Origin of the sequence: Enterobacter sp. ECC-019, from assembly GCF_043974075.1 — a bacterium.
Lineage (GTDB): Bacteria > Pseudomonadota > Gammaproteobacteria > Enterobacterales > Enterobacteriaceae > Enterobacter > Enterobacter asburiae_D.
Genome location: NZ_CP143759.1, coordinates 1,735,382 through 1,755,095, shown reverse-complemented (window position 1 = coordinate 1,755,095; position 19,714 = coordinate 1,735,382). Strand labels below are relative to the sequence as shown.

Sequence of the window (19,714 nt, the reverse complement as noted above, 5' to 3'; positions counted from 1 at the left end):
CTCACGATCAAATGGGGCGAATACTCTCTTCATCCAGATCGGCGTCGAAGAACCGGCGCAGGGTCTGAATGTTGTTATCCGCAATAATCGCCTCGCGCGCTTGCGCGAGCTTTTCTTCATAAATGGCCTGGCGCCACTCGAGCGGCGTTTTCACTGCCGGATTATCATCTTCAATGATAGTCAATTCAACCGGCGCGCCCTGCAATGCGGTGAGCGCCTCAGCCAGCGCCTTTTGCGCGCCAGGGGAATTGAGGTGCCGCTGACCCGGACGCAGGTGTAAACGCACCTGATTGCCATCCTGCTCTTTCCAGGCATTCAGCGCGACCTGCTCGACCAGCTTCGGCAACTGGAGTTTGCTGACCTCGGCGGCCCAGGCGTCGCGCGCAATGGACTCTTCGGCAAGTTTCGCGGAAAGCTCCGGCGTTTTCTCATGCTCCAGCGCCTTTTTCAGCGCTTTCGGCGTGGCGACCTCTTCCTTCACCTCTTCGGTGATGGTGGTTGCCTTCCAGCGGTAAGCCTCTTCTTTCACCGGGGCTTTCTGCTCGAGCGCGGACGGTGCCGGACGCGACTGTACGCGCTCCGTTACCGAGGCCAGACGTTCAAGCGCGGCGTTATTCACCGGCCGCGCTCTTCCTGGCGCTGCCGGTTCACTCTTTTTTGGTTTGGTTACTCCCTGCGCACGCTGCAGCTGGCTGCGTGCGGCAAGCACCGAACTGGTGGCATCCGACAGCGGCACGTTCTGCTGCGGCGGCGGTGTCGGCTGCGGTGGCACCTGCTGCGGCGACATCACCGCCGTAGGGGCGACCGGCGCAAAGGACTGCCGAGGCACTTCCGGCTCCGGCAATGGCATGCGCGGGTGGAACGCCAGCGCGCGCAGCAGCGTCATTTCAACGCCCATCCTGGGGTCCGGCGCGAACGGTAACTCTTTGCGGCCAATAAGCAGCGTCTGGTAATACAGCTGCACGTCGGCAGGTGGCACGGTGCGGGCAAGCTCACGCATCCGCTGTTCAATGGCGGCCATATCCGCGCCGATGGCGGACGGAGAAAGCTGCAGCATCGCCACGCGGTGCAGCAGGCTGAGCATCTCAACCAGCAGCCCTTCCCACTCAATACCCCGGGCAGCGGCGGCATTCACCTGCGACATCACGCGTTCACCGTTGGCGGCAATCATCGCTTCGATAAGCGACAGCGCCTGATCGTCATCCAGCGTGCCGAGCATGGTGCTGACCGCTTCGGTGGAGAGTTTGCCGTCACCGCTGGCAATCGCCTGATCGGTCAGACTGAGCGCATCACGCAGGCTGCCGTCTGCCGCGCGGGCCAGCAGCTGCAGGGCGCGCGGTTCGTGGACAATTTTCTCTTCATCAAGAATATGCTCAAGCTGCGCGCGGATCTGCTCAACGTCCAGCGCCTTCAGGTGGAACTGCAGGCAGCGCGACAGGATCGTGACCGGCAGCTTTTGCGGATCGGTGGTCGCCAGCAGGAACTTCACGTGCGCGGGCGGCTCTTCCAGCGTTTTCAGCAAGGCGTTGAAGCTGTGGCGCGACAGCATGTGCACTTCATCGATCAGGTAGACCTTGAAGCGGCCGCGCGCCGGGGCGTACTGCACGTTATCGAGCAGATCGCGGGTATCTTCCACTTTGGTGCGCGAGGCGGCGTCGATCTCGATCAGATCGACAAAACGCCCCTGCTCGATCTCCCGACAGTTATCACATACGCCGCACGGCGTGGCGGTGATCCCGGTTTCGCAGTTGAGACCTTTTGCCAGCAAACGGGCAATAGAGGTCTTACCGACGCCGCGGGTGCCGGAGAAAAGATAGGCGTGATGGATGCGACCTAGCGACAAGCCGTTCGCCAGGGCCGTCAGCACATGTTCCTGACCGACAACGTCAGCAAAGGTTTGTGGTCGCCATTTACGGGCTAACACCTGATAACTCATGGGCAGGCTCTGCAACGCTGGAAGGTGAATTTATGGAGGGGAATGCTATCACAACCTCACCCATTGAGCGAGGTTGTGAAAACCGGGATTAATGACCCGGGAAAGGCACCAGGCTGTAGCTGGTAATACCCTGTTTTTCCAGGCGCTGTTCACCGCCGAGATCGAACAGGTTGATGATGAATGCCGCGTCGGTCACTTCACCACCCAGACGACGGATCAGCTTGACGGTCGCTTCAATGGTACCGCCGGTTGCCAGCAGATCGTCGACCACCAGCACTTTGTCGCCAGGCTTGATCGCATCAACGTGGATCTCCAGCTGATCGGTGCCGTACTCCAGTTCGTAGCTCTCTGCGATGGTTTCACGCGGCAGCTTGCGCGGCTTACGCACCGGCACAAAACCCACGCCCATTGCCAGCGCAACCGGTGCGCCAAACAGGAAGCCACGGGCTTCGGTACCTACTACTTTGGTGATCCCGGCGTTTTTATAACGCTCGACCAGCAGTTCAATGCTGAGCGCGTACGCTTTCGGGTCTTCCAGCAAGCTGGTGACATCACGGAAAAGAATGCCAGGCTTTGGATAGTCCTGGATGCTTTTGATGCTGTTTTTCAGATATTCAAGCTGCTGTGCAGTTGCGGTCATCGGTTTTGCCTAAATAAAACAGTGTTACTCACAGCGCGCAACGAGTCGGCCAAGGCAACAATTGTTTAACCTTTGACCAAGCGCACCTGTGCTCGAAAACGGTCGAATTTACTGGCTGCGCGTGATAATTGCAACAGCCTTGATGAGGCTTCAGTGCTTTTGTTGCTTTTCATCAACCACGGGGATCCGCCACATAAAGAAAAGCAGGCAGGTCAGGATCGCCAGTAGCAGAATGCGTACCCACATCATTTTCACCAGCCATAATGAAATAGCGAAGGTGATGAGGATCACTGCGATCGCGCGCGGCTTCGCGCCGGGCGGCATGGCCCGGTGTTTTTGCCAGTGCCGCAGATAGCCGCCAAACCATGAGCGGTAGAGCAGCCAGTGGTGAAAACGCGGCGACGAGCGGGCGAAGCACCAGGCCGCCAGCAGGATAAACGGTGTAGTCGGCAGTAAGGGTAAAAACACACCCAGCGTGCCAAGCACTACCGCGAGCCAGCCAATGATGATTAAAATAGTACGCTTCATAATGCGAATCGTTATCAAACTGAACGGCTACTTTACCACTGGAGAGCGCCTTGAAAACAGCACTGCTTCTTGAGAGGCTGCAAAATCAGCTGATTGCTCTGCGGGAGCAAGCTACACCGCTAATGGGGCACGCTACGCTGAAGCCGCGCTTTGACCGTCAGCTTTTTCGTACCCGCAGCACCGTTATTCAGGATTACCTGGCGGAAGCACAGACGAACCTCGACGAGCTTCGCCATGCGGTTGAGAGTGAACAGCAGGAACAGGTGGCGTGGCTGGCGGAGCATCTCACTGAGCAGATCACCGCTCTGCATCGCGAAATCGCCGCCTGGCCGCTGCGAGCCTGGGACAGCGCCTCGCCAGGGCTCGGTAAATGGCAGCGCAAGCGGCTGGAGAACCAGGAGTTTGAGCGCCGGCTGTTTGAGATGAAGCGAGAACGCGAAGTGCGGCTGAACAACAGCGAAACGCTGGAAGAGCAGCAGCTATTGATGCGCGAGATCAGCGCGCTGGAAGGTCGCATCGTCCGCTGCCGTCAGGCGCGGGATGAGATTGAGCGCGTCATTGAACGTTTGACCCGTTAACAGGAGCCACACCCATGTCGCTGGAAAATGCACCCGATGAGGTCAAGCTGGCCGTCGATTTGATTATGCTGCTGGAGAATCATGAGATCCCCGCCGAAACGGTGCTTAAGGCACTGGAGATTGTACGGCGAGATTTCGAGGCAAAGGTGAAGGCCTGTTGCCCTCACCCTAACCCTCTCCCACAAGGAGAGGGAAAATAATAGATTAAGCCGGAGTCGGATCGTCACCCTTAATCTCGCGCTTCACTTCCGTATGCTCATCACCTTTCTCGTTACGCAGGTGAACCTCAAGCTGGTTGAAGGCGATATTAATATCGTTTTCACGACACAGACGATCGATAGAGCGGTTAAGTTCATCCACCGTGTAGCTGCGGTCGCGCAGCTCGCGCACGTATAAACGCAGCTCGTGATCCAGCGTACTCGGCCCAAAGGTGGTGAAGAAGACCGCCGGAGCCGGATCGTGCATCACTTTCGGATGTTCTGACGCCGCCTTGAGCAGCACCTCTTTCACCTTCTCCAGATCCGATCCATAGGCTACGCCCAGGCGGATCACCACGCGCGTTACCGTATCCGAGAGCGACCAGTTGATCAGACGCTCGGTCACGAACGCTTTGTTCGGGATGATCACCTCTTTGCGATCGAAGTCGGTGATGGTGGTGGCACGAATGCGGATCTTGCTGACCGTACCGGAGAAGGTGCCGATAGTGACGGTATCGCCGATGCGTACCGGACGTTCGAACAGGATGATCAGGCCGGACACAAAGTTACCGAAGATCTCCTGCAGGCCAAAACCAAGACCGACCGAGAGGGCTGCCGCCAGCCACTGCAGTTTATCCCACGAGACGCCAAGCGAGCCAAAGACCGTCATCGCCCCGACAATAATGATGACGTAGTTGAGGATCGTGGTAATGGCGTAGGATGCCCCCTGGCGGAGATTCAGGCGTGACAGAAGCAGCACTTCCAGCAGGCCTGGCAGGTTGCGAATCAACGCCCAGGCCACCACCGACGACACCAGCGCAAACAGCAGGCTGCCCATGGTCACGCTTTTCATGACCGCAGCGCCCGCTTCGGTACCGTTGTATTGCCAGAGGGTAATGCTGTCGAGATAGGCGAAAACGGTAATAAGATCGGACCAGATAGCCCAGAACATCACCGCAAACAGGGCGATCATCACCAGCATGGTAATACGCAGCGTCTGCTGGTTAACCTGCTCCAGGGCGATGGTCGGCTCTTCCTGCGGCTCCGCGCCTTCGGCCCCCTCTTTCACCTGATGCTGACGACGTGCGATAGCACGACGATAGGCGATGCGGCGGGCCGCCACGCTCAGGCCGCGCAGCACGGTCTGATAGAGCAGGTTCCAGACGATCACCAGATAGACCGTTTCAATCCAGCGCCCGGACAGGCGCAGCGTGGTATAGAAGTAGCCCGTTGCCGTCAGCACCATCAGCGCCAGCGGAATAATCGCCAGCACCGTCACGGTGGCCAGACGAATATTGTGGGACTCTTTATCACGCCAGCTGTCGCGGCACATCGGCCACATCAGGATCGCAATCAGCAGCAGGTTCAGCAGGATGACTAGCTGGCCCAGCACGTCATCCATCAGATGCAGCGGGGAAAGCTCAGAGACAACTGACCAGAAGTGCAGAGGCAGGAGCGCCAGGCTGATGCGCACAATCTGACGACGCCAGTGGCTGGTCAGCTGCGCAGGCATGTTGAAATGACGCACCGCCACGCCGTCTTTTTCCAGCACCTTCCAGCACACGCCAAACACCAGCCAGAACAGCGCCAGTTTTTTACTGAACGCCCACAGCAGATCGCTGACGTTGAGCTGCATGGTGAGCAGAATCAGGCCCACGGCCAGAATAATCAGGCACACCGGCAGGGCGCGAATGAGATCGATCAGAATCGCTTTTGGCGTATGGAGCTGGCTATCGTTGCGCAGCTGCCCCACTTCGGACGCCAGCTTCGCCTGGTATTTTTTCAGCCAGCCCAGACGCCAGCGAATAAGACCGGCAATCAGCAGCAGCGGTAAACCGGCCAGAAAAGCAATCATTACCGCAGGCCAGGCTTTCTCCCAGTTTACGGTGATCTTCATGCTCTTAATCTGCGTTTTCAGCGTCTCCGGGAAGGATTTAATCCAGTCCCAGTCCATCGGCTTGTTGCTGTTCACCCAGAAAATCTGCTGGGTCAGGATCTCCTGCAGACTTTTCGAAACGCTCACCAGTTGCTGCTGGTTGATTTGCAGGTTAATGGCCATCATCAGCTGGTTACCCAGCTGTTTGTTGAGCTGGTCCAGCAGCTCACGACGCATATCGACGACCTGGAGCAGCGCGTCGTGCACTTCCGGGTTAACGTCGCTGGAATGCCCCTCTTCAATTTTGGCGACAAAGGTATCGCTCTGGAAAAGAGCATCGCGCTGCTGGTTAACATCAAACTGTTCCAGACGTAAATCCGCAATGCGGTTGGTCATGTCCTCCAGCTCATCGGCGGACGGGAGCGTCTGCTGCTGCTGATAGAGAATACGCGACAGCAGGAGGCTACCCTTCAGGACCGCGATCTGCTCTTTGATGTTGCGCTCAGCCTGCAGCGCGCGATCCAGCCAGTTCTTCACTTTGATATTTTGCTGAACCAGCGAGTTACCGTTTTCCGTCGCCAGTATCAGGCGCTGGCTAAGCTGGTGGTTGGCCTCGAGCTCCTGTTTCACCAGCGGATTCGCCTGAATGCGGGCGGTTTCGTCAGGCGATACGGCCTCCTGGGCGGTTTTTTCCGTCAGGGTCAGGCGCTTGCTGTTTACCGCCTCCTGCAACAGCTGAAGCTGGTGTTCCAGGCGATTAATGTTCGCGGTGACATAATCACGCTGTTTCTGAAGCGTGTCCTGCAGCACCGTATTCCCTTCCAGGCTTTTACGCTGCTGTTCAATCTGTGCATTGAGCAAGGTCTGCTGAACCAGCAGCAGGGTTTGCTGCGTCGGACGCAGCGTACCCTCTCCCACCGTTGTGCCGTTCAGGCGGTTGCGGATCTGCTGCAGCTGCTGAGACGCGGAGTACATCAAGTTTTGCACGCGTTCCGGCTGGGTCTGCAGGGAGACAAGCTGGCTGTTATAGGTCGCGAGATCGGACTGCGCGGTTTGCAGGTCGTCGAGCAGTTGCGCGACGCGCGACTCCAGCTGACGCAAAGAGAGCGTCGAGAGCGTCTTACGCGTCTCGTCGTCGTTATCCACATCGCTGAGGGCATTCAGCGCTTCAGTGGCCTTACGCATGTTTTCAGGGGCCTGCGCCACCTTCTGACGAAGCTGGGCGGTTTCAGCTTTGATGCGTTCAATTTTATCCAGCGTTTCCAGCGTTTCCGTTAGATCCTGCTGGATGAGCTTATCCTGAGGAGAGAGCTCTTTTTGTTTGTTCAGCGTGTCGAGCTGCGACTGAACATCGCCGCGCGAGGGAATGTCATTGCTGTTATCGGCGCGGGCCCAGGTCAGCGGCGCCGTGGCGAAGAAAAACAGCATCGCAAAGAGCAATGCAAATACAGGATGTTGCGAGCGATTGATGGGCAGCATAGTTGTGAATGATGTCAGAAGATGACCGAAAATAGTCCGACGTGAAGAATATCACGCTCGCCGGAAGCAGAATAGCGCGAACGTTATCCTCTGAGATAAATCCTGGAAAGGGATCAGGCCATTAGCGAAGGCGCGTCGCCGCGCAGCGTGGGGCAGAGCTGTAGCATTTCCAGTAAAATCGCCACGTAGCTGCGGGCTTCCTCTTTGAGGTCAAAGGATTGCGGCGCAAAAAGCCAGTTTTCCATCAGACCGGAGATGTAGCCGCGCATCAGGATAGCCGCCCGGCGGGTCAAGAGGTTGGCCGGTAACAGCTTTGCCTGCATGCACAGGTTCAGGTTCTGCTCAATACGGTCATAGCTCTCGAGGCTGAGGCTGCGTTGCGCCTGCTGCACCACCGCCATTTCGCCGACAAACTCGCATTTATGATAAATTATTTCCATCATTAATCTGCGACGTTCTTCAACTACCGTTGCTTCAAGGATATATACTAATATTTCTCTCAATACTGAGAGTGGATCGTCGGGGAATTTTGCCCGATACTCACTCTCGAGATCGCTAATGCTGGACTCTGAAAGCTCCCAGATTTCACCGAACAGATCTGACTTGTCTTTAAAATGCCAGTAAATCGCTCCTCGCGTCACACCGGCAGCCTGAGCAATTTGTGCCAGCGAGGTGGATGAAACACCCTGCTGGGAGAACAAACGTATTGCCACATCCAGTATGTGTTGTCGGGTTTCCAGCGCTTGTTGTTTAGTTTTTCGTGCCATAGGTGGGTGAATTTACAGGAGTCAGATTTACATACATTTGTGAATGTATGTACCATAGCATGACGATAATATAAACGCAGCAACGGGTTTTAGACTCAGGACCCTTGATCAATTTGAAATCGGACACTCGAGGTTTACATATGAACAAAAACAGAGGGTTAACGCCTCTGGCGGTCGTTCTGATGCTCTCAGGCAGCTTAGCGCTTACAGGATGTGACGACAAACCAGCTCAACAAGGAGCTCAGCAGGCGCCAGAAGTCGGCGTCGTGACGCTCAAATCTGAACCTCTACAAATCACCACCGAATTACCAGGCCGTACAAATGCTTACCGCATTGCGGAAGTGCGTCCTCAGGTTAGCGGCATTATCCTGAAGCGTAACTTCACCGAAGGTGGTGATGTGAAAGCCGGTGAGTCTCTGTATCAGATTGATCCAGCAACCTATCAGGCATCGTATGAAAGCGCGAAAGGCGACCTGGCAAAAGCGCAAGCCGCAGCCAAAATCGCCCAGCTGACGCTGAACCGCTACCAAAAACTGCTCGGCACTAAGTACATCAGCCAACAGGATTACGATACCGCCCTGGCAGATGCACAGCAGGCTAACGCGGCCGTGGTGGCAGCCAAAGCGGCTGTCGAAACCGCGCGTATTAACCTGGCCTATACCAAAGTGACCTCCCCTATCAGTGGTCGTATTGGTAAGTCTTCCGTCACGGAAGGGGCGCTGGTGCAGAACGGTCAGACCACGGCGCTGGCGACCGTGCAGCAGCTCGATCCGATCTACGTTGACGTGACACAGTCCAGCAACGATTTCCTGCGCCTGAAACAGGAGCTGGCTAACGGCACCCTGAAACAGGAAAACGGCAAAGCCAAAGTGGAGCTGATTACCAACGACGGTATCAAGTTCCCGCAGGAAGGTACGCTGGAATTCTCTGACGTGACGGTCGACCAGACCACCGGTTCCATCACCTTACGTGCGATTTTCCCGAACCCTGACAAAAATCTGCTGCCAGGTATGTTCGTTCGCGCGCGTCTGGAAGAAGGAACGAATCCAACCGCACTTCTGGTTCCACAGCAGGGTGTGACCCGTACGCCACGCGGCGATGCGAGCGCGCTGGTTGTTGGGGCTGATGACAAAGTCGAAACGCGCAATATCACCGCCACCCAGGCGATTGGCGATAAATGGCTGGTGACGGAAGGTCTGAAAGATGGCGATCGCGTGATTGTTACTGGTTTGCAAAAAGTTCGTCCTGGCGCGCAGGTTAAAGCACAGGAAGTGAAATCTGACGATAAACAACAAGCTTCGGCCGCTGGCCAGTCAGAACAAACCAAGTCTTAACTTAAACAGGAGCCGTTAAGACATGCCTAATTTCTTTATCGATCGCCCCATATTTGCGTGGGTGATCGCCATTATCATCATGCTGGCCGGGGGACTTGCGATCCTGAAGCTGCCTGTCGCGCAATATCCAACGATTGCGCCACCGGCGGTAACAATTTCCGCAACCTACCCGGGGGCTGATGCGAAAACGGTGCAGGACACCGTGACCCAGGTTATCGAACAGAACATGAACGGTATCGATAACCTGATGTACATGTCCTCAAACAGTGACTCCACCGGTACAGTGCAGATCACCCTGACCTTCCAGTCAGGTACGGATGCTGACATTGCGCAGGTTCAGGTGCAGAACAAACTGCAGCTGGCAATGCCTTTGCTGCCGCAGGAAGTACAACAGCAGGGTGTGAGCGTCGAGAAATCGTCCAGTAGCTTCCTGATGGTTGTCGGCGTTATCAACACCAACGGCACCATGACGCAGGAGGATATTTCCGACTACGTGGGCGCCAACATGAAGGACGCTATCAGCCGTACTTCCGGTGTGGGTGACGTGCAGCTGTTCGGTTCCCAGTACGCGATGCGTATCTGGATGGATCCGAACAAGCTGAACAACTTCCAGCTGACGCCGGTTGACGTGATCAGCGCGATTAAAGCGCAGAACGCCCAGGTAGCGGCCGGTCAGTTAGGCGGTACACCGCCAGTGAAAGGCCAGCAGCTTAACGCCTCGATCATCGCGCAGACCCGTCTGACCTCTGCCGATGAGTTCAGCAAAATTCTGCTGAAAGTGAATCAGGACGGTTCGCAGGTTCGCCTGCGCGACGTGGCAAAAGTTGAGCTGGGCGGTGAGAACTACGACATCATCGCGAAGTTCAACGGTAAACCAGCTTCCGGTCTGGGTATCAAACTGGCGACAGGCGCTAACGCCCTGGACACCGCCACGGCGATCCGCGCAGAGCTGAAGAAAATGGAACCGTTCTTCCCGTCAGGTCTGAAAATCGTTTACCCGTACGACACCACGCCGTTCGTCAAAATCTCGATTCACGAAGTGGTTAAGACGCTGGTTGAGGCGATCATCCTGGTATTCCTGGTGATGTACCTGTTCCTGCAAAACTTCCGCGCGACGCTTATCCCAACGATTGCCGTGCCGGTTGTTCTGCTCGGGACCTTTGCGATCCTGTCGATATTTGGCTACTCGATAAACACCCTGACGATGTTCGGGATGGTGCTCGCCATCGGCCTGCTGGTGGATGACGCCATCGTGGTGGTAGAGAACGTCGAGCGCGTGATGGCGGAAGAAGGGCTGCCGCCGAAGGAAGCGACCCGTAAATCAATGGGGCAAATCCAGGGCGCGCTGGTCGGTATCGCGATGGTGCTGTCTGCGGTATTTATCCCGATGGCCTTCTTCGGGGGCTCTACCGGTGCGATTTACCGTCAGTTCTCTATTACCATCGTTTCCGCGATGGCGCTGTCGGTGCTGGTGGCGTTGATCCTGACCCCTGCCCTGTGTGCCACCATGCTGAAGCCCATTCAGAAAGGCGGTCACGGCGAGCATAAAGGGTTCTTCGGCTGGTTTAACCGCATGTTCGATAAGAGCACGCACCACTACACCGACAGCGTGGGTAACATCCTGCGCAGCACCGGTCGTTACCTGCTGCTCTATATCATCATCGTGGTGGGCATGGCTTTCCTGTTCGTTCGTCTGCCAAGCTCGTTCCTGCCAGATGAAGACCAGGGCGTGTTCCTGACGATGGCACAGCTTCCGGCGGGAGCCTCGCAAGAGCGTACCCAGAAAGTGCTGGATGAAGTGACGGACTACTATCTCACCAAAGAGAAAGACAACGTTGAATCCGTGTTTGCGGTTAACGGCTTTGGCTTTGCGGGTCGTGGTCAGAACACCGGTATTGCCTTCGTTTCTCTGAAAGACTGGTCTGAACGTCCGGGCGAAAAGAACAAGGTTGAAGCCATTACCGGCCGTGCAATGGGCACCTTCTCGCAGATTAAAGATGCGATGGTCTTCGCCTTTAACCTGCCAGCGATTGTTGAACTGGGTACCGCGACCGGCTTCGACTTCCAGCTGATTGACCAGGGTGGTCTGGGCCACGAAAAACTGACGCAGGCGCGTAACCAGCTGTTTGGTGAAGTCGCTAAACACCCTGACCTGCTGGTCGGCGTGCGTCCAAACGGCCTGGAAGATACGCCGCAGTACAAGATCGATATCGATCAGGAGAAAGCCCAGGCGCTGGGCGTATCCATCAGTGACATCAACACCACGCTGGGCGCAGCCTGGGGCGGTAGCTACGTTAACGACTTCATCGACCGCGGTCGCGTGAAGAAAGTGTACGTGATGTCAGAGGCGCAATACCGTATGTTGCCGAACGATATCAACAACTGGTTCGTACGCGGCAGCAATGGTCAGATGGTTCCGTTCTCGGCGTTCTCAACGTCACGCTGGGAATACGGTTCACCGCGTCTGGAACGCTATAACGGTCTGCCGTCTATGGAGATCCTGGGTCAGGCAGCGCCGGGCCGAAGCACCGGTGAAGCCATGAACCTGATGGAAGAGCTGGCGAGCAAACTGCCTGCGGGTATCGGCTATGACTGGACCGGTATGTCCTATCAGGAACGTCTGTCCGGTAACCAGGCCCCTGCTCTGTACGCCATTTCACTGATTGTGGTCTTCCTGTGTCTGGCGGCACTGTACGAGAGCTGGTCGATTCCGTTCTCCGTTATGCTGGTGGTTCCACTCGGGGTTATCGGTGCGCTGCTTGCGGCAACGTTCCGTGGACTGACCAACGACGTTTACTTCCAGGTAGGCCTGCTGACAACCATTGGCTTGTCGGCGAAGAACGCGATACTTATCGTTGAATTCGCCAAAGATCTGATGGAGAAAGAAGGCAAAGGTCTTATTGAGGCGACGCTTGAGGCGGTTCGTATGCGTCTGCGCCCAATCCTGATGACGTCGCTGGCGTTTATCCTCGGCGTACTGCCGCTGGTTATCAGCTCCGGTGCGGGCTCCGGCGCGCAGAACGCAGTAGGTACAGGTGTGATGGGCGGTATGGTTACCGCGACCGTACTGGCTATCTTCTTCGTACCGGTGTTCTTCGTGGTGGTTCGCCGCCGCTTTAGCCGAAAGAATGAAGATGTTGAACACAGTCATTCGGTAGAACCTCACTGATACCGGTTTCACATGATAAAAAGGCCGCATTAGCGGCCTTTTTCATTTTCAGAAAAAATCATAAATTACGCTTATTGTAGTTCTATTTATTTTCTGCCATCTTAAATAGACATATCATAATTAACTGATAACTTAATCGGTGAATTCAGGATTTTTTTAATTTCATTTCCCCGCTTAAGTTATTAGGAACATTCCTAATAAGAAGTTCTTACAAAGATAAGTCTGAATCTGAACTTTTCTCATCATTTCTGCTAAGCCAATGAAACGTAAGGAAGCGATAAAGCACCCTCCTTAATTTGGATAAAAAAGTTGAGTCCAGGATGACCATTTGCGTAGGTGCTCGCAGTCTGCGGTTTTAATTGTAATTTTTCGTAATAGCGCGATGAAATCCAGGAAGGAGTGGCTTATAGTTAGGTTATCAGGAACACAGCACTCATGTAGCTAAGTCAGTTGTATCCATCCCGACAATGATGTTCGGTGAGTAAGAAATCACTCAGAAGGGGATGCGCTATGGACGAGTACTCGCCAAAAAGGCATGATATCGCGCAGTTGAAATTTCTCTGCGAATCCTTGTACCATGACTGCCTTGCCAACCTTGATGAAAGCAACCATGGCTGGGTAAACGATCCAACGTCTGCTATCAATTTACAGTTGAATGAGCTGATAGAGCATATCGCAACCTTCGCACTTAATTATAAAATTAAGTACAATGAAGATAATAAGCTCATTGAGCAAATTGATGAATACCTGGACGACACCTTTATGTTGTTCAGCAGTTACGGCATTAACGCCCAGGATTTGCAAAAATGGCGTAAATCGGGAAACCGGCTATTCCGCTGTTTCGTCAACGTGAGCAGAGCTAACCCGGTTAGTCTTTCCTGTTAAAATTATTACAATTACTAAGGTGAATTTATGTCTGATAAACCACTCACAAAGATCGATTATTTGATGCGCTTACGACGTTGTCAGTCAATTGACACGCTGGAGCGCGTCATTGAAAAGAATAAATACGAGCTTTCGGATAATGAACTGGCGGTATTTTATTCAGCCGCTGACCATCGTCTTGCTGAACTGACAATGAATAAGCTGTATGACAAAATCCCTACTTCTGTGTGGAAATTTGTCCGTTAATCTTTGAAGGGTGTCTGTAGAGTTCTACGCCTCGTTCTCAGTATTTACCTATCCCGTTATGCTCCCTGTGCGTAAGCCAGGTCTCCGTGTAAAACGCGTTCAGCAGCAGCAATGTTGTGACGCCAGTCACATCGGCTTTTCGGGAACGTTCCCCTCCTGGCCTGTTCCGATTACCCTGCGGTAATCACATCCAGCGAGGTTTCCAATGAGCTTAGAAAAACAGAAAATGATTGCCGGTGAACATTACCGCCCCGGCGATGAGACGTTACGGGCCGACCGACTGCGCGCCCGCCATCTGGTTTACCGCTATAACCACACTGCGCCTGATGAAAAAACAGAACGCCAGGACATTCTGGCGGAACTACTGGGACAAAGCGAAGGCGCTTATATAGAACCGAGCTTCCGCTGCGACTATGGATATAACATTTATTTGGGCAAAAACTTTTACGCTAACTTCGACTGCGTAATGCTTGATGTCTGCCCTGTTCATATTGGCGATAACTGCATGCTCGCGCCGGGTGTTCATATTTATACGGCCACCCACCCGCTGGACGCGGAGGAACGGAATAGCGGCGTGGAGTTTGGAAAACCCGTCAGGATTGGCAATAACGTCTGGATTGGTGGCCGGGCGGTCATTAACCCTGGCGTCACCATTGGTGATAATGTGGTGGTGGCCTCCGGCGCCGTCGTGACGAAAGACATCCCGGCTAATGTTGTGGTTGGCGGCAATCCGGCAAAAATCATTAAAACGCTGTGAGGTTGCGGGGAGCCAACTGTTATGGTCTTTTAGCGCCAGACTGTTACTTTTTTAAGCCTGATGGCTCCCCTAAAATTGGCAGACACCCTGTATTGTCAACTCTCATGAAGGCAAATAATGACCGAGATACAGCGCCTGCTTACCGCCACCATCGACGATCTTAACCTCCGCGAAAAGCGCGACAATCGCCCGCGCTTTAGCATTAGCTTTATTCGCAAACATCCTGGACTGTTTGTCGCCATGTATGCCGCCTGGCTGGCGACGCTTATTGTGATGCTGACATCCGAAACGCTGGTGGACTCTGTCTGGCTGCTGGTTGTACTGTTTGTCGTCTTTAACGCCTTTTTCTTTTTCGACGTGAATCCGCGCTACCGTTACGAAGATATCGACGTGCTCGATTTCCGGGTCTGCTACAACGGCGAATGGTACAACACGCGTTATGTGCCAGAAGAGCTGATCGAAAACATCATGCACTCTCCGGCGGTTGAAGCCGGGCAAAAAGAGAAGCTGCAAAAAATGGTCTCCACCAAAGGCCAGCTCTCTTTCTATGATGTCTTTACCCTTTCCCGCCCTGCTGCTGCGTAATTAACGCCTGCAGACGTCGGATCCCCGGCGTAAACTGAGAAGCAGAGGTATTGCCGTAACCTAAAACCAGACCGGTTTGCCCCTGCTTCGCCTCCAGGTAGTACCCGCTCAGTGCAGCGGGTGCCAGTTGAAACGCCCTCGCCTGTTCCACCAGCCTCTGGTCGTCAATACCGTCTATCGCCAGCGTCAGATGCATTCCCCCTTCGCCTGCCAGAATACGGTGCGGAGAATGAAGCTCTGCGCTCAGCACCTCCCGCAGTTGGCGGTAGCGTTTACGGTAGAGCCGACGCATGGCGGCAAGATGACGGGCATAATGACCTTCTTCAATAAAAAGTGCCAGGGTACGCTGCTCCGCACGATGCCCACCGCGCAACAGCGAGCCGATGGCCGGGCGAGCCGCTTTCGCCAGCGCTGGTGGTAACACCATGAACCCCATTCTGAGCGACGGAAACAGCGTTTTACTGAACGTTCCCAGATACACAACCGGCGCATTGTTGACCATTCCCAGCATCGCCGGTACGGGTTCACCGGCATAACGGAACTCGCTGTCGTAATCATCTTCAATGATCCACGCGTTGTGCTTCCGGGCCAGTTCCAGCAGCGCCAGCCGCCGCCGCGCGCTGAGCACGCTCCCGTAAGGGAACTGGTGCGAAGGTGAGGTAAAAATCAGCGAGGGCGCAGGCGCATCCAGACCTTCCCAGCACATACCCTCGTCATCAACCGGTATTCCCGTCATTGCCAGGCCGGTTTTAACAAACGCGCTCTTTGCCCCGCTATAGCCGGGGTTTTCCACCCAGGCGACATCGCCAGGCTCGCTTAACAGCATCGTGCAGAGATTGACGCCTTCAAGCGCGCCTTCCGTGATCACAATCTGGCTGGCGTCACAGTCAATACCGCGGGACAGGGCGAGATGTCGGGCAATCGCGGCCCGCAGCGACGGCTCGCCGGCCGGGTCGCCATACCCTAGCAGAGCATTTCCCTCCTCCCGCATCACGCGGTCGTACAATCGCCGCCACAGCGGCAGAGGAAAATAGTTGATGGCCGGCGTGCCTGGGGTAAACGCCAGAACCGGCGTGTCCCGGGGCACTGGCGCAGGCAGAAGCCCGACCCGTTTGGCGAGCGTGATGGCAGGGTCCGACATTGTCCGGGTGACGGAACGGTGAGCTAACTGTGCCACCCGCGTTCCCTGGCGATTACGCTGTAAATACCCTTCGAGGGTGAGCTGGTCCAGCGCCGCATTGACGGTATTCCGGGAAAGGGAGAGCTGCTGAGCCAGCGTTCGCGAACCGGAAAGCTGACTGCCGGATCGTAGCCTTCCGCACAGTATGGCCTCCCGCAAAGCAAGATAGAGCGCGCGCTGGAGCGTCTCTTCCCCGCGTGTTTTCAGGGCTGCATGGAGCAAGGTATAAAATTCATCACCCGGTATATTCATCTCACCTCCTCGTGGCACCATCAAAACATAGCGCAGTGGTTCTTTTTAAGGAACCAGCAATTCACTAGTCTGAAGCTCTTTTCAACGTCACGGAAATTAAGATGAAGACATTCAATCAGTTCGGACAGCCAGTGGGCGAAGCGCTTACCGACTGGCAACCTCGTCAGCCCCCGTCCCGGGTAGTCCTTCAGGGTCACTATTGTCGGCTTGAGCCGCTGCGCGTGGAGCATGCCCACGCGCTGTTCTCTGCGTATTCCCTGGCCGAAGATACCCGCAGCTGGACGTGGCTCCTGCGTGAACCCGATGCCACCGCAGAGGAGTTTGCCGAATGGGTAGCGAGCGTAAGTGAGTTAGCCGATCCCATCCACTTTACCGTGATGGATAACCGGACCCAGTCCCCCGTCGGGACGCTGTCCCTGATGCGGATCGATCCTAAAAACGGGGTCGTGGAAGTGGGGCACGTTCACTTCTCACCTCTTTTAAGCCGTACGCCCATGTCGACAGAAGCGCAGTATCTGCTGATGCGGTACGTGTTCGATACCCTGGGCTATCGGCGTTATGAATGGAAGTGCAATAGCCTGAACGAACCTTCCCGTAAGGCGGCACTGCGTCTGGGTTTCCAGTTTGAGGGGCGCTTTCGCCAGGCGCTGGTCATAAAAGGCCACAACCGGGATACCGACTGGTTTTCGATACTCGACAAAGAGTGGCCGGCGCTGGCGGTCGCCTTTGAAAGCTGGCTTGCCACCGACAATTTTACTGCCGATGGCAAACAGAAAAGATCCCTGGAAAGCTGGCGAGAAACGCGCGTCTAGCGTCTTTTTTTACGTCCCTGAACCGCCTTAAAGCGCGGATTGGTTTTGCAAATCACGTATAAGCGTCCCTTGCGTTTGACTATCTGGCAATCCGGGTGACGCTGCTTTGCACTGCGTAATGAGTTAAGTACCTGCATGGTTAGCCCCGCTTCGCATTGAGAAAGCCGCCAAAACGCTTGCGGAAGCGCGCTGCGCTGCCGTCCGTAGAGAACGTTTTCTGCTTACCGGTATAAAACGGGTGCGATTTTGAAGAAACCTCGATGGTGATGTACGGATATGTTTCACCGTCGAGTTCAATTTCGCGGTCGGTCTTAATGGTTGAGCCAACCTTGAAGTATTCATTCGCGCTGGTGTCGTGGAATACCACGGTGCGATAGGCCGGATGGATATCGGGTTTCATCGTAAATCCTTTGTGTTTTGTTATAACATAACAAAATAATATCCAGACCAGGTTGAAAAAACAACCCCTCTCTTCTGACGTTATTTTCTGGTTTACCTTAGATAAAATGAAAACCACGCCACCCACGTGCTATAACTATATCATTTCGCGGTAAAATCTTTCTCTTCAGGCAGGGAACTCAGCGCCCAGGAACGGGTATACGAGGAAGGACACGACAGAATGAAAACCCGACATCTGGTCAGTCTGGTGACTGGCGTACTTATCTTTTCTGTGCTGGTCCCCATTTGCCTGAGCATCTGGCTGGCCCATCGCCAGGCGGAAGATAAATTTGTCGATGCCCTGGAAAACTATGCCTCACGCGTGCTGGTACGAACCGACCGGGTTGTCGATCAGGCTAAAGAAGCGCTCGATCACCTGCAGGCCTTTGAGGGTGTGCCGTGTAGCCCTTTGCAATTAAGGGAGATGCGACGAGTTGCTTTCTCGTGGCGATACGTCCAGGAAGTCATTTATATCGACAACCTTCGACCGCTCTGCTCCTCCCTGGAGCAAACCAGTCATGCGGCCCCTTTCCCTCCTCCGATGCGCATTACCGAAGATGGTTACAGCGCCTGGCTGACCACGCAGAACGATCTTGGGTTTAACCGCTACATGGCGGTGCTGGGAAAAGGCCACTACCTTGTGATGGTCGATCCTGCCTCGCTGGTGGACGTGATCCCTTTCGGTGAGATAGCGATTGATGCCGCCCTGGTAGGAAGCACAACGCACCGCATATTCGCCAGCAGCAATAAGCTCGATTCTCACATCCGCGACATGATTCAGGAGCGGCGTGCCGGCAGCGTGCAGTACAACGGTTCAATGTACGTCATGAAGCCAGTACCTGAGCTGGGTTTTACCGTCATCGCATGGGCAACGCTTAAACCGCTGGCTGAAACCTGGCACCGGCAGCTGCTTTTTTGGTTACCGTTCGGCATGTTGATAAGCCTGCTCGCCGCGCTCTTTGTCCTGCGGATACTGCGCCGTATCCAGTCGCCGCGCAATCGCCTGCTTGACGCCATTAACAGCCGCGATTTTGTGGTTCACTATCAGCCTATCGTGGCGCTATGCAGCGGTAAAATCGTAGGCGCTGAAGCGCTGACGCGCTGGCCCCAGCCAGACGGAAGCAGTCTGTCGCCTGAAATCTTTGTTCCCCTTGCCGAGCAAACGGGGCTCATTTCGCAGCTCACGCAGCTCGTCATCGAAAAGGTGTTTGAAGATATGGGCCACTGGCTGCAACGCTACCCGGATCAGCATATCTCCATCAACCTCGCGCCTGCCGATTTAACCTCCGGCATCCTGCCGCCTCTGCTGAGTCAGCTACTGAATAAGTGGCAAATCCATCCCCGACAAATCGCCCTTGAACTCACCGAGCGCGGCTTTGCCGATCCCAAAATAAGCGCACCGGCTATCGCGGCATTCCGCCGTTCGGGCCACCCTGTCTATATTGATGATTTTGGCACGGGCTATTCCAGCCTGAGCTATCTGCAGGATCTGGACGTCGACACGCTAAAAATCGATAAGTCGTTCGTGGATGCACTGGAATATAAAAACGTGACGCCACACATCATTGAAATAGCGAAGTCGCTGAAGCTGGCGATGGTGGCGGAGGGTGTCGAAACCGCAGGGCAGCTCGCCTGGCTGCACCAACACGGCGTGCAGTACGGGCAGGGGTGGTACTACAGCAAAGCGCTGCCAAAAACGGAATTTATTCTCTGGGCAGAAAATAACCTCGGCACGCACGCTACTTGAGATAGGATTTCATCACCCGCAATACCACGCCAAGATCGGCTTCACGCTGCGCTTCTTCAGGCTCTTTCACTACATGATCGGTTAAATGCCCTTCGATCACCTGCATCATCATGCCATTGACCGCCCCGCGGATCGCCGCCAACTGCTGTAACACCTCAGCGCATTCGTGATCGCTGTTAAGCATTTTTTCCAGGGCATTACTCTGCCCCTGAATTTTCTTCAGGCGAGTCAGTAACATTTTTTTGTCGCGAACGGTATGTGACATCTCTGTATCCCTTGTTTTTAGCTTTTAAAGCATATCACGCTCT

At 54.9% G+C, this 19,714-nt stretch carries 19 protein-coding genes and 1 other annotated feature; of the genes, 10 read left to right on the top strand and 9 right to left on the bottom strand.

Annotated features, from left to right (window positions below; genetic code table 11):
- Positions 1 to 7 precede the first annotated feature (7 nt).
- The 3 genes from dnaX to V1566_RS08180 form a co-directional block, all read right to left on the bottom strand.
- Positions 8 to 1,936, bottom strand: coding sequence for a DNA polymerase III subunit gamma/tau (gene dnaX / locus V1566_RS08190; protein ID WP_395305552.1), 1,929 nt, complete (start codon positions 1,934 to 1,936; stop codon positions 8 to 10).
- Positions 614 to 678: a sequence feature (DnaX frameshifting element), on the bottom strand. (Overlaps the previous gene by 65 nt.)
- An 88-nt stretch (positions 1,937 to 2,024) precedes the next feature.
- Positions 2,025 to 2,576 (bottom strand): adenine phosphoribosyltransferase, encoded by a 552-nt coding sequence (gene apt, locus V1566_RS08185; protein ID WP_000127359.1) that lies wholly within the window; start codon positions 2,574 to 2,576, stop codon positions 2,025 to 2,027.
- Between the two features lie 150 nt (positions 2,577 to 2,726).
- Positions 2,727 to 3,104 carry a DUF454 family protein gene (locus V1566_RS08180; protein ID WP_024906851.1) on the bottom strand — a complete coding sequence of 126 codons (378 nt, stop codon included), beginning with the start codon at positions 3,102 to 3,104 and terminating at the stop codon, positions 2,727 to 2,729.
- A gap of 50 nt (positions 3,105 to 3,154) precedes the next feature.
- Between V1566_RS08180 and priC the strand changes: the two genes are divergently transcribed.
- Positions 3,155 to 3,682 (top strand): primosomal replication protein N'', encoded by a 528-nt coding sequence (gene priC, locus V1566_RS08175; protein WP_047648533.1) that lies wholly within the window; start codon positions 3,155 to 3,157, stop codon positions 3,680 to 3,682.
- A gap of 14 nt (positions 3,683 to 3,696) precedes the next feature.
- Positions 3,697 to 3,882 carry a pleiotropic regulatory protein RsmS gene (gene rsmS, locus V1566_RS08170; RefSeq protein ID WP_023310604.1) on the top strand — a complete coding sequence of 62 codons (186 nt, stop codon included), beginning with the start codon at positions 3,697 to 3,699 and terminating at the stop codon, positions 3,880 to 3,882.
- 4 nt (positions 3,883 to 3,886) lie between these two features.
- On the opposite strand, the gene mscK is transcribed toward rsmS, so the two are convergent.
- A complete protein-coding gene (gene mscK / locus V1566_RS08165) occupies positions 3,887 to 7,234 on the bottom strand; it encodes a mechanosensitive channel MscK (protein WP_395305551.1) in 3,348 nt (1,115 codons plus the stop codon).
- A gap of 113 nt (positions 7,235 to 7,347) precedes the next feature.
- Positions 7,348 to 8,001 (bottom strand): multidrug efflux transporter transcriptional repressor AcrR, encoded by a 654-nt coding sequence (acrR, locus tag V1566_RS08160; RefSeq protein ID WP_395305550.1) that lies wholly within the window; start codon positions 7,999 to 8,001, stop codon positions 7,348 to 7,350.
- Between the two features lie 140 nt (positions 8,002 to 8,141).
- Here acrR and acrA point away from each other — a divergent pair, with 140 nt between their 5' ends.
- The 6 genes from acrA to V1566_RS08130 all read left to right on the top strand — a co-directional run bounded on the left by acrA (position 8,142) and on the right by V1566_RS08130 (position 14,977).
- Positions 8,142 to 9,335, top strand: a complete 1,194-nt coding sequence (acrA, locus tag V1566_RS08155; RefSeq protein WP_023310601.1) for a multidrug efflux RND transporter periplasmic adaptor subunit AcrA — start codon at positions 8,142 to 8,144, stop codon at positions 9,333 to 9,335.
- A gap of 22 nt (positions 9,336 to 9,357) precedes the next feature.
- Complete coding sequence (gene acrB, locus V1566_RS08150; protein ID WP_063145542.1) at positions 9,358 to 12,504, top strand: multidrug efflux RND transporter permease subunit AcrB; 3,147 nt, start codon at positions 9,358 to 9,360, stop codon at positions 12,502 to 12,504.
- A 510-nt stretch (positions 12,505 to 13,014) separates the two neighbouring features.
- The gene (gene tomB / locus V1566_RS08145) at positions 13,015 to 13,389 is read left to right on the top strand and encodes an Hha toxicity modulator TomB (protein ID WP_008499288.1); all 375 of its coding nucleotides are present in this window, start codon (positions 13,015 to 13,017) and stop codon (positions 13,387 to 13,389) included.
- Between the two features lie 27 nt (positions 13,390 to 13,416).
- Positions 13,417 to 13,635, top strand: a complete 219-nt coding sequence (locus V1566_RS08140) for an HHA domain-containing protein (RefSeq protein WP_008499287.1) — start codon at positions 13,417 to 13,419, stop codon at positions 13,633 to 13,635.
- A 205-nt stretch (positions 13,636 to 13,840) separates the two neighbouring features.
- Complete coding sequence (gene maa / locus V1566_RS08135) at positions 13,841 to 14,392, top strand: maltose O-acetyltransferase (RefSeq protein WP_395305549.1); 552 nt, start codon at positions 13,841 to 13,843, stop codon at positions 14,390 to 14,392.
- Between the two features lie 117 nt (positions 14,393 to 14,509).
- Positions 14,510 to 14,977, top strand: coding sequence for a YlaC family protein (locus V1566_RS08130; RefSeq protein ID WP_395305548.1), 468 nt, complete (start codon positions 14,510 to 14,512; stop codon positions 14,975 to 14,977).
- Here V1566_RS08130 and V1566_RS08125 read toward each other — a convergent pair.
- Positions 14,949 to 16,409, bottom strand: a complete 1,461-nt coding sequence (locus V1566_RS08125) for a PLP-dependent aminotransferase family protein (RefSeq protein ID WP_395305547.1) — start codon at positions 16,407 to 16,409, stop codon at positions 14,949 to 14,951. The two genes, V1566_RS08130 and V1566_RS08125, sit on opposite strands and share 29 nt — an antisense overlap.
- 101 nt (positions 16,410 to 16,510) lie before the next feature.
- On the opposite strand from V1566_RS08125, the gene V1566_RS08120 reads away from it, so the two are divergent.
- Positions 16,511 to 17,221 carry a GNAT family N-acetyltransferase gene (locus V1566_RS08120; RefSeq protein WP_395305546.1) on the top strand — a complete coding sequence of 237 codons (711 nt, stop codon included), beginning with the start codon at positions 16,511 to 16,513 and terminating at the stop codon, positions 17,219 to 17,221.
- Here V1566_RS08120 and ykgO read toward each other — a convergent pair.
- Together ykgO and V1566_RS08110 are read right to left on the bottom strand one after the other, a co-directional pair.
- Positions 17,218 to 17,358, bottom strand: coding sequence for a type B 50S ribosomal protein L36 (gene ykgO / locus V1566_RS08115; RefSeq protein WP_005125190.1), 141 nt, complete (start codon positions 17,356 to 17,358; stop codon positions 17,218 to 17,220). The genes V1566_RS08120 and ykgO overlap by 4 nt on opposite strands.
- Positions 17,359 to 17,360: 2 nt before the next feature.
- Positions 17,361 to 17,621: a type B 50S ribosomal protein L31 gene (locus tag V1566_RS08110; RefSeq protein ID WP_010428154.1), complete on the bottom strand. Its 261-nt coding sequence runs from the start codon at positions 17,619 to 17,621 to the stop codon at positions 17,361 to 17,363.
- A gap of 219 nt (positions 17,622 to 17,840) precedes the next feature.
- Between V1566_RS08110 and V1566_RS08105 the strand changes: the two genes are divergently transcribed.
- Entirely contained in the window at positions 17,841 to 19,406 is a 1,566-nt protein-coding gene (locus V1566_RS08105; RefSeq protein ID WP_395305545.1) for an EAL domain-containing protein, read from the top strand.
- Here the strand turns inward: V1566_RS08105 and V1566_RS08100 are convergent.
- The gene (locus V1566_RS08100) at positions 19,399 to 19,671 is read right to left on the bottom strand and encodes a metal-sensing transcriptional repressor (protein ID WP_063144750.1); all 273 of its coding nucleotides are present in this window, start codon (positions 19,669 to 19,671) and stop codon (positions 19,399 to 19,401) included. The two genes, V1566_RS08105 and V1566_RS08100, sit on opposite strands and share 8 nt — an antisense overlap.
- Between the last annotated feature and the right edge of the window lie 43 nt (positions 19,672 to 19,714).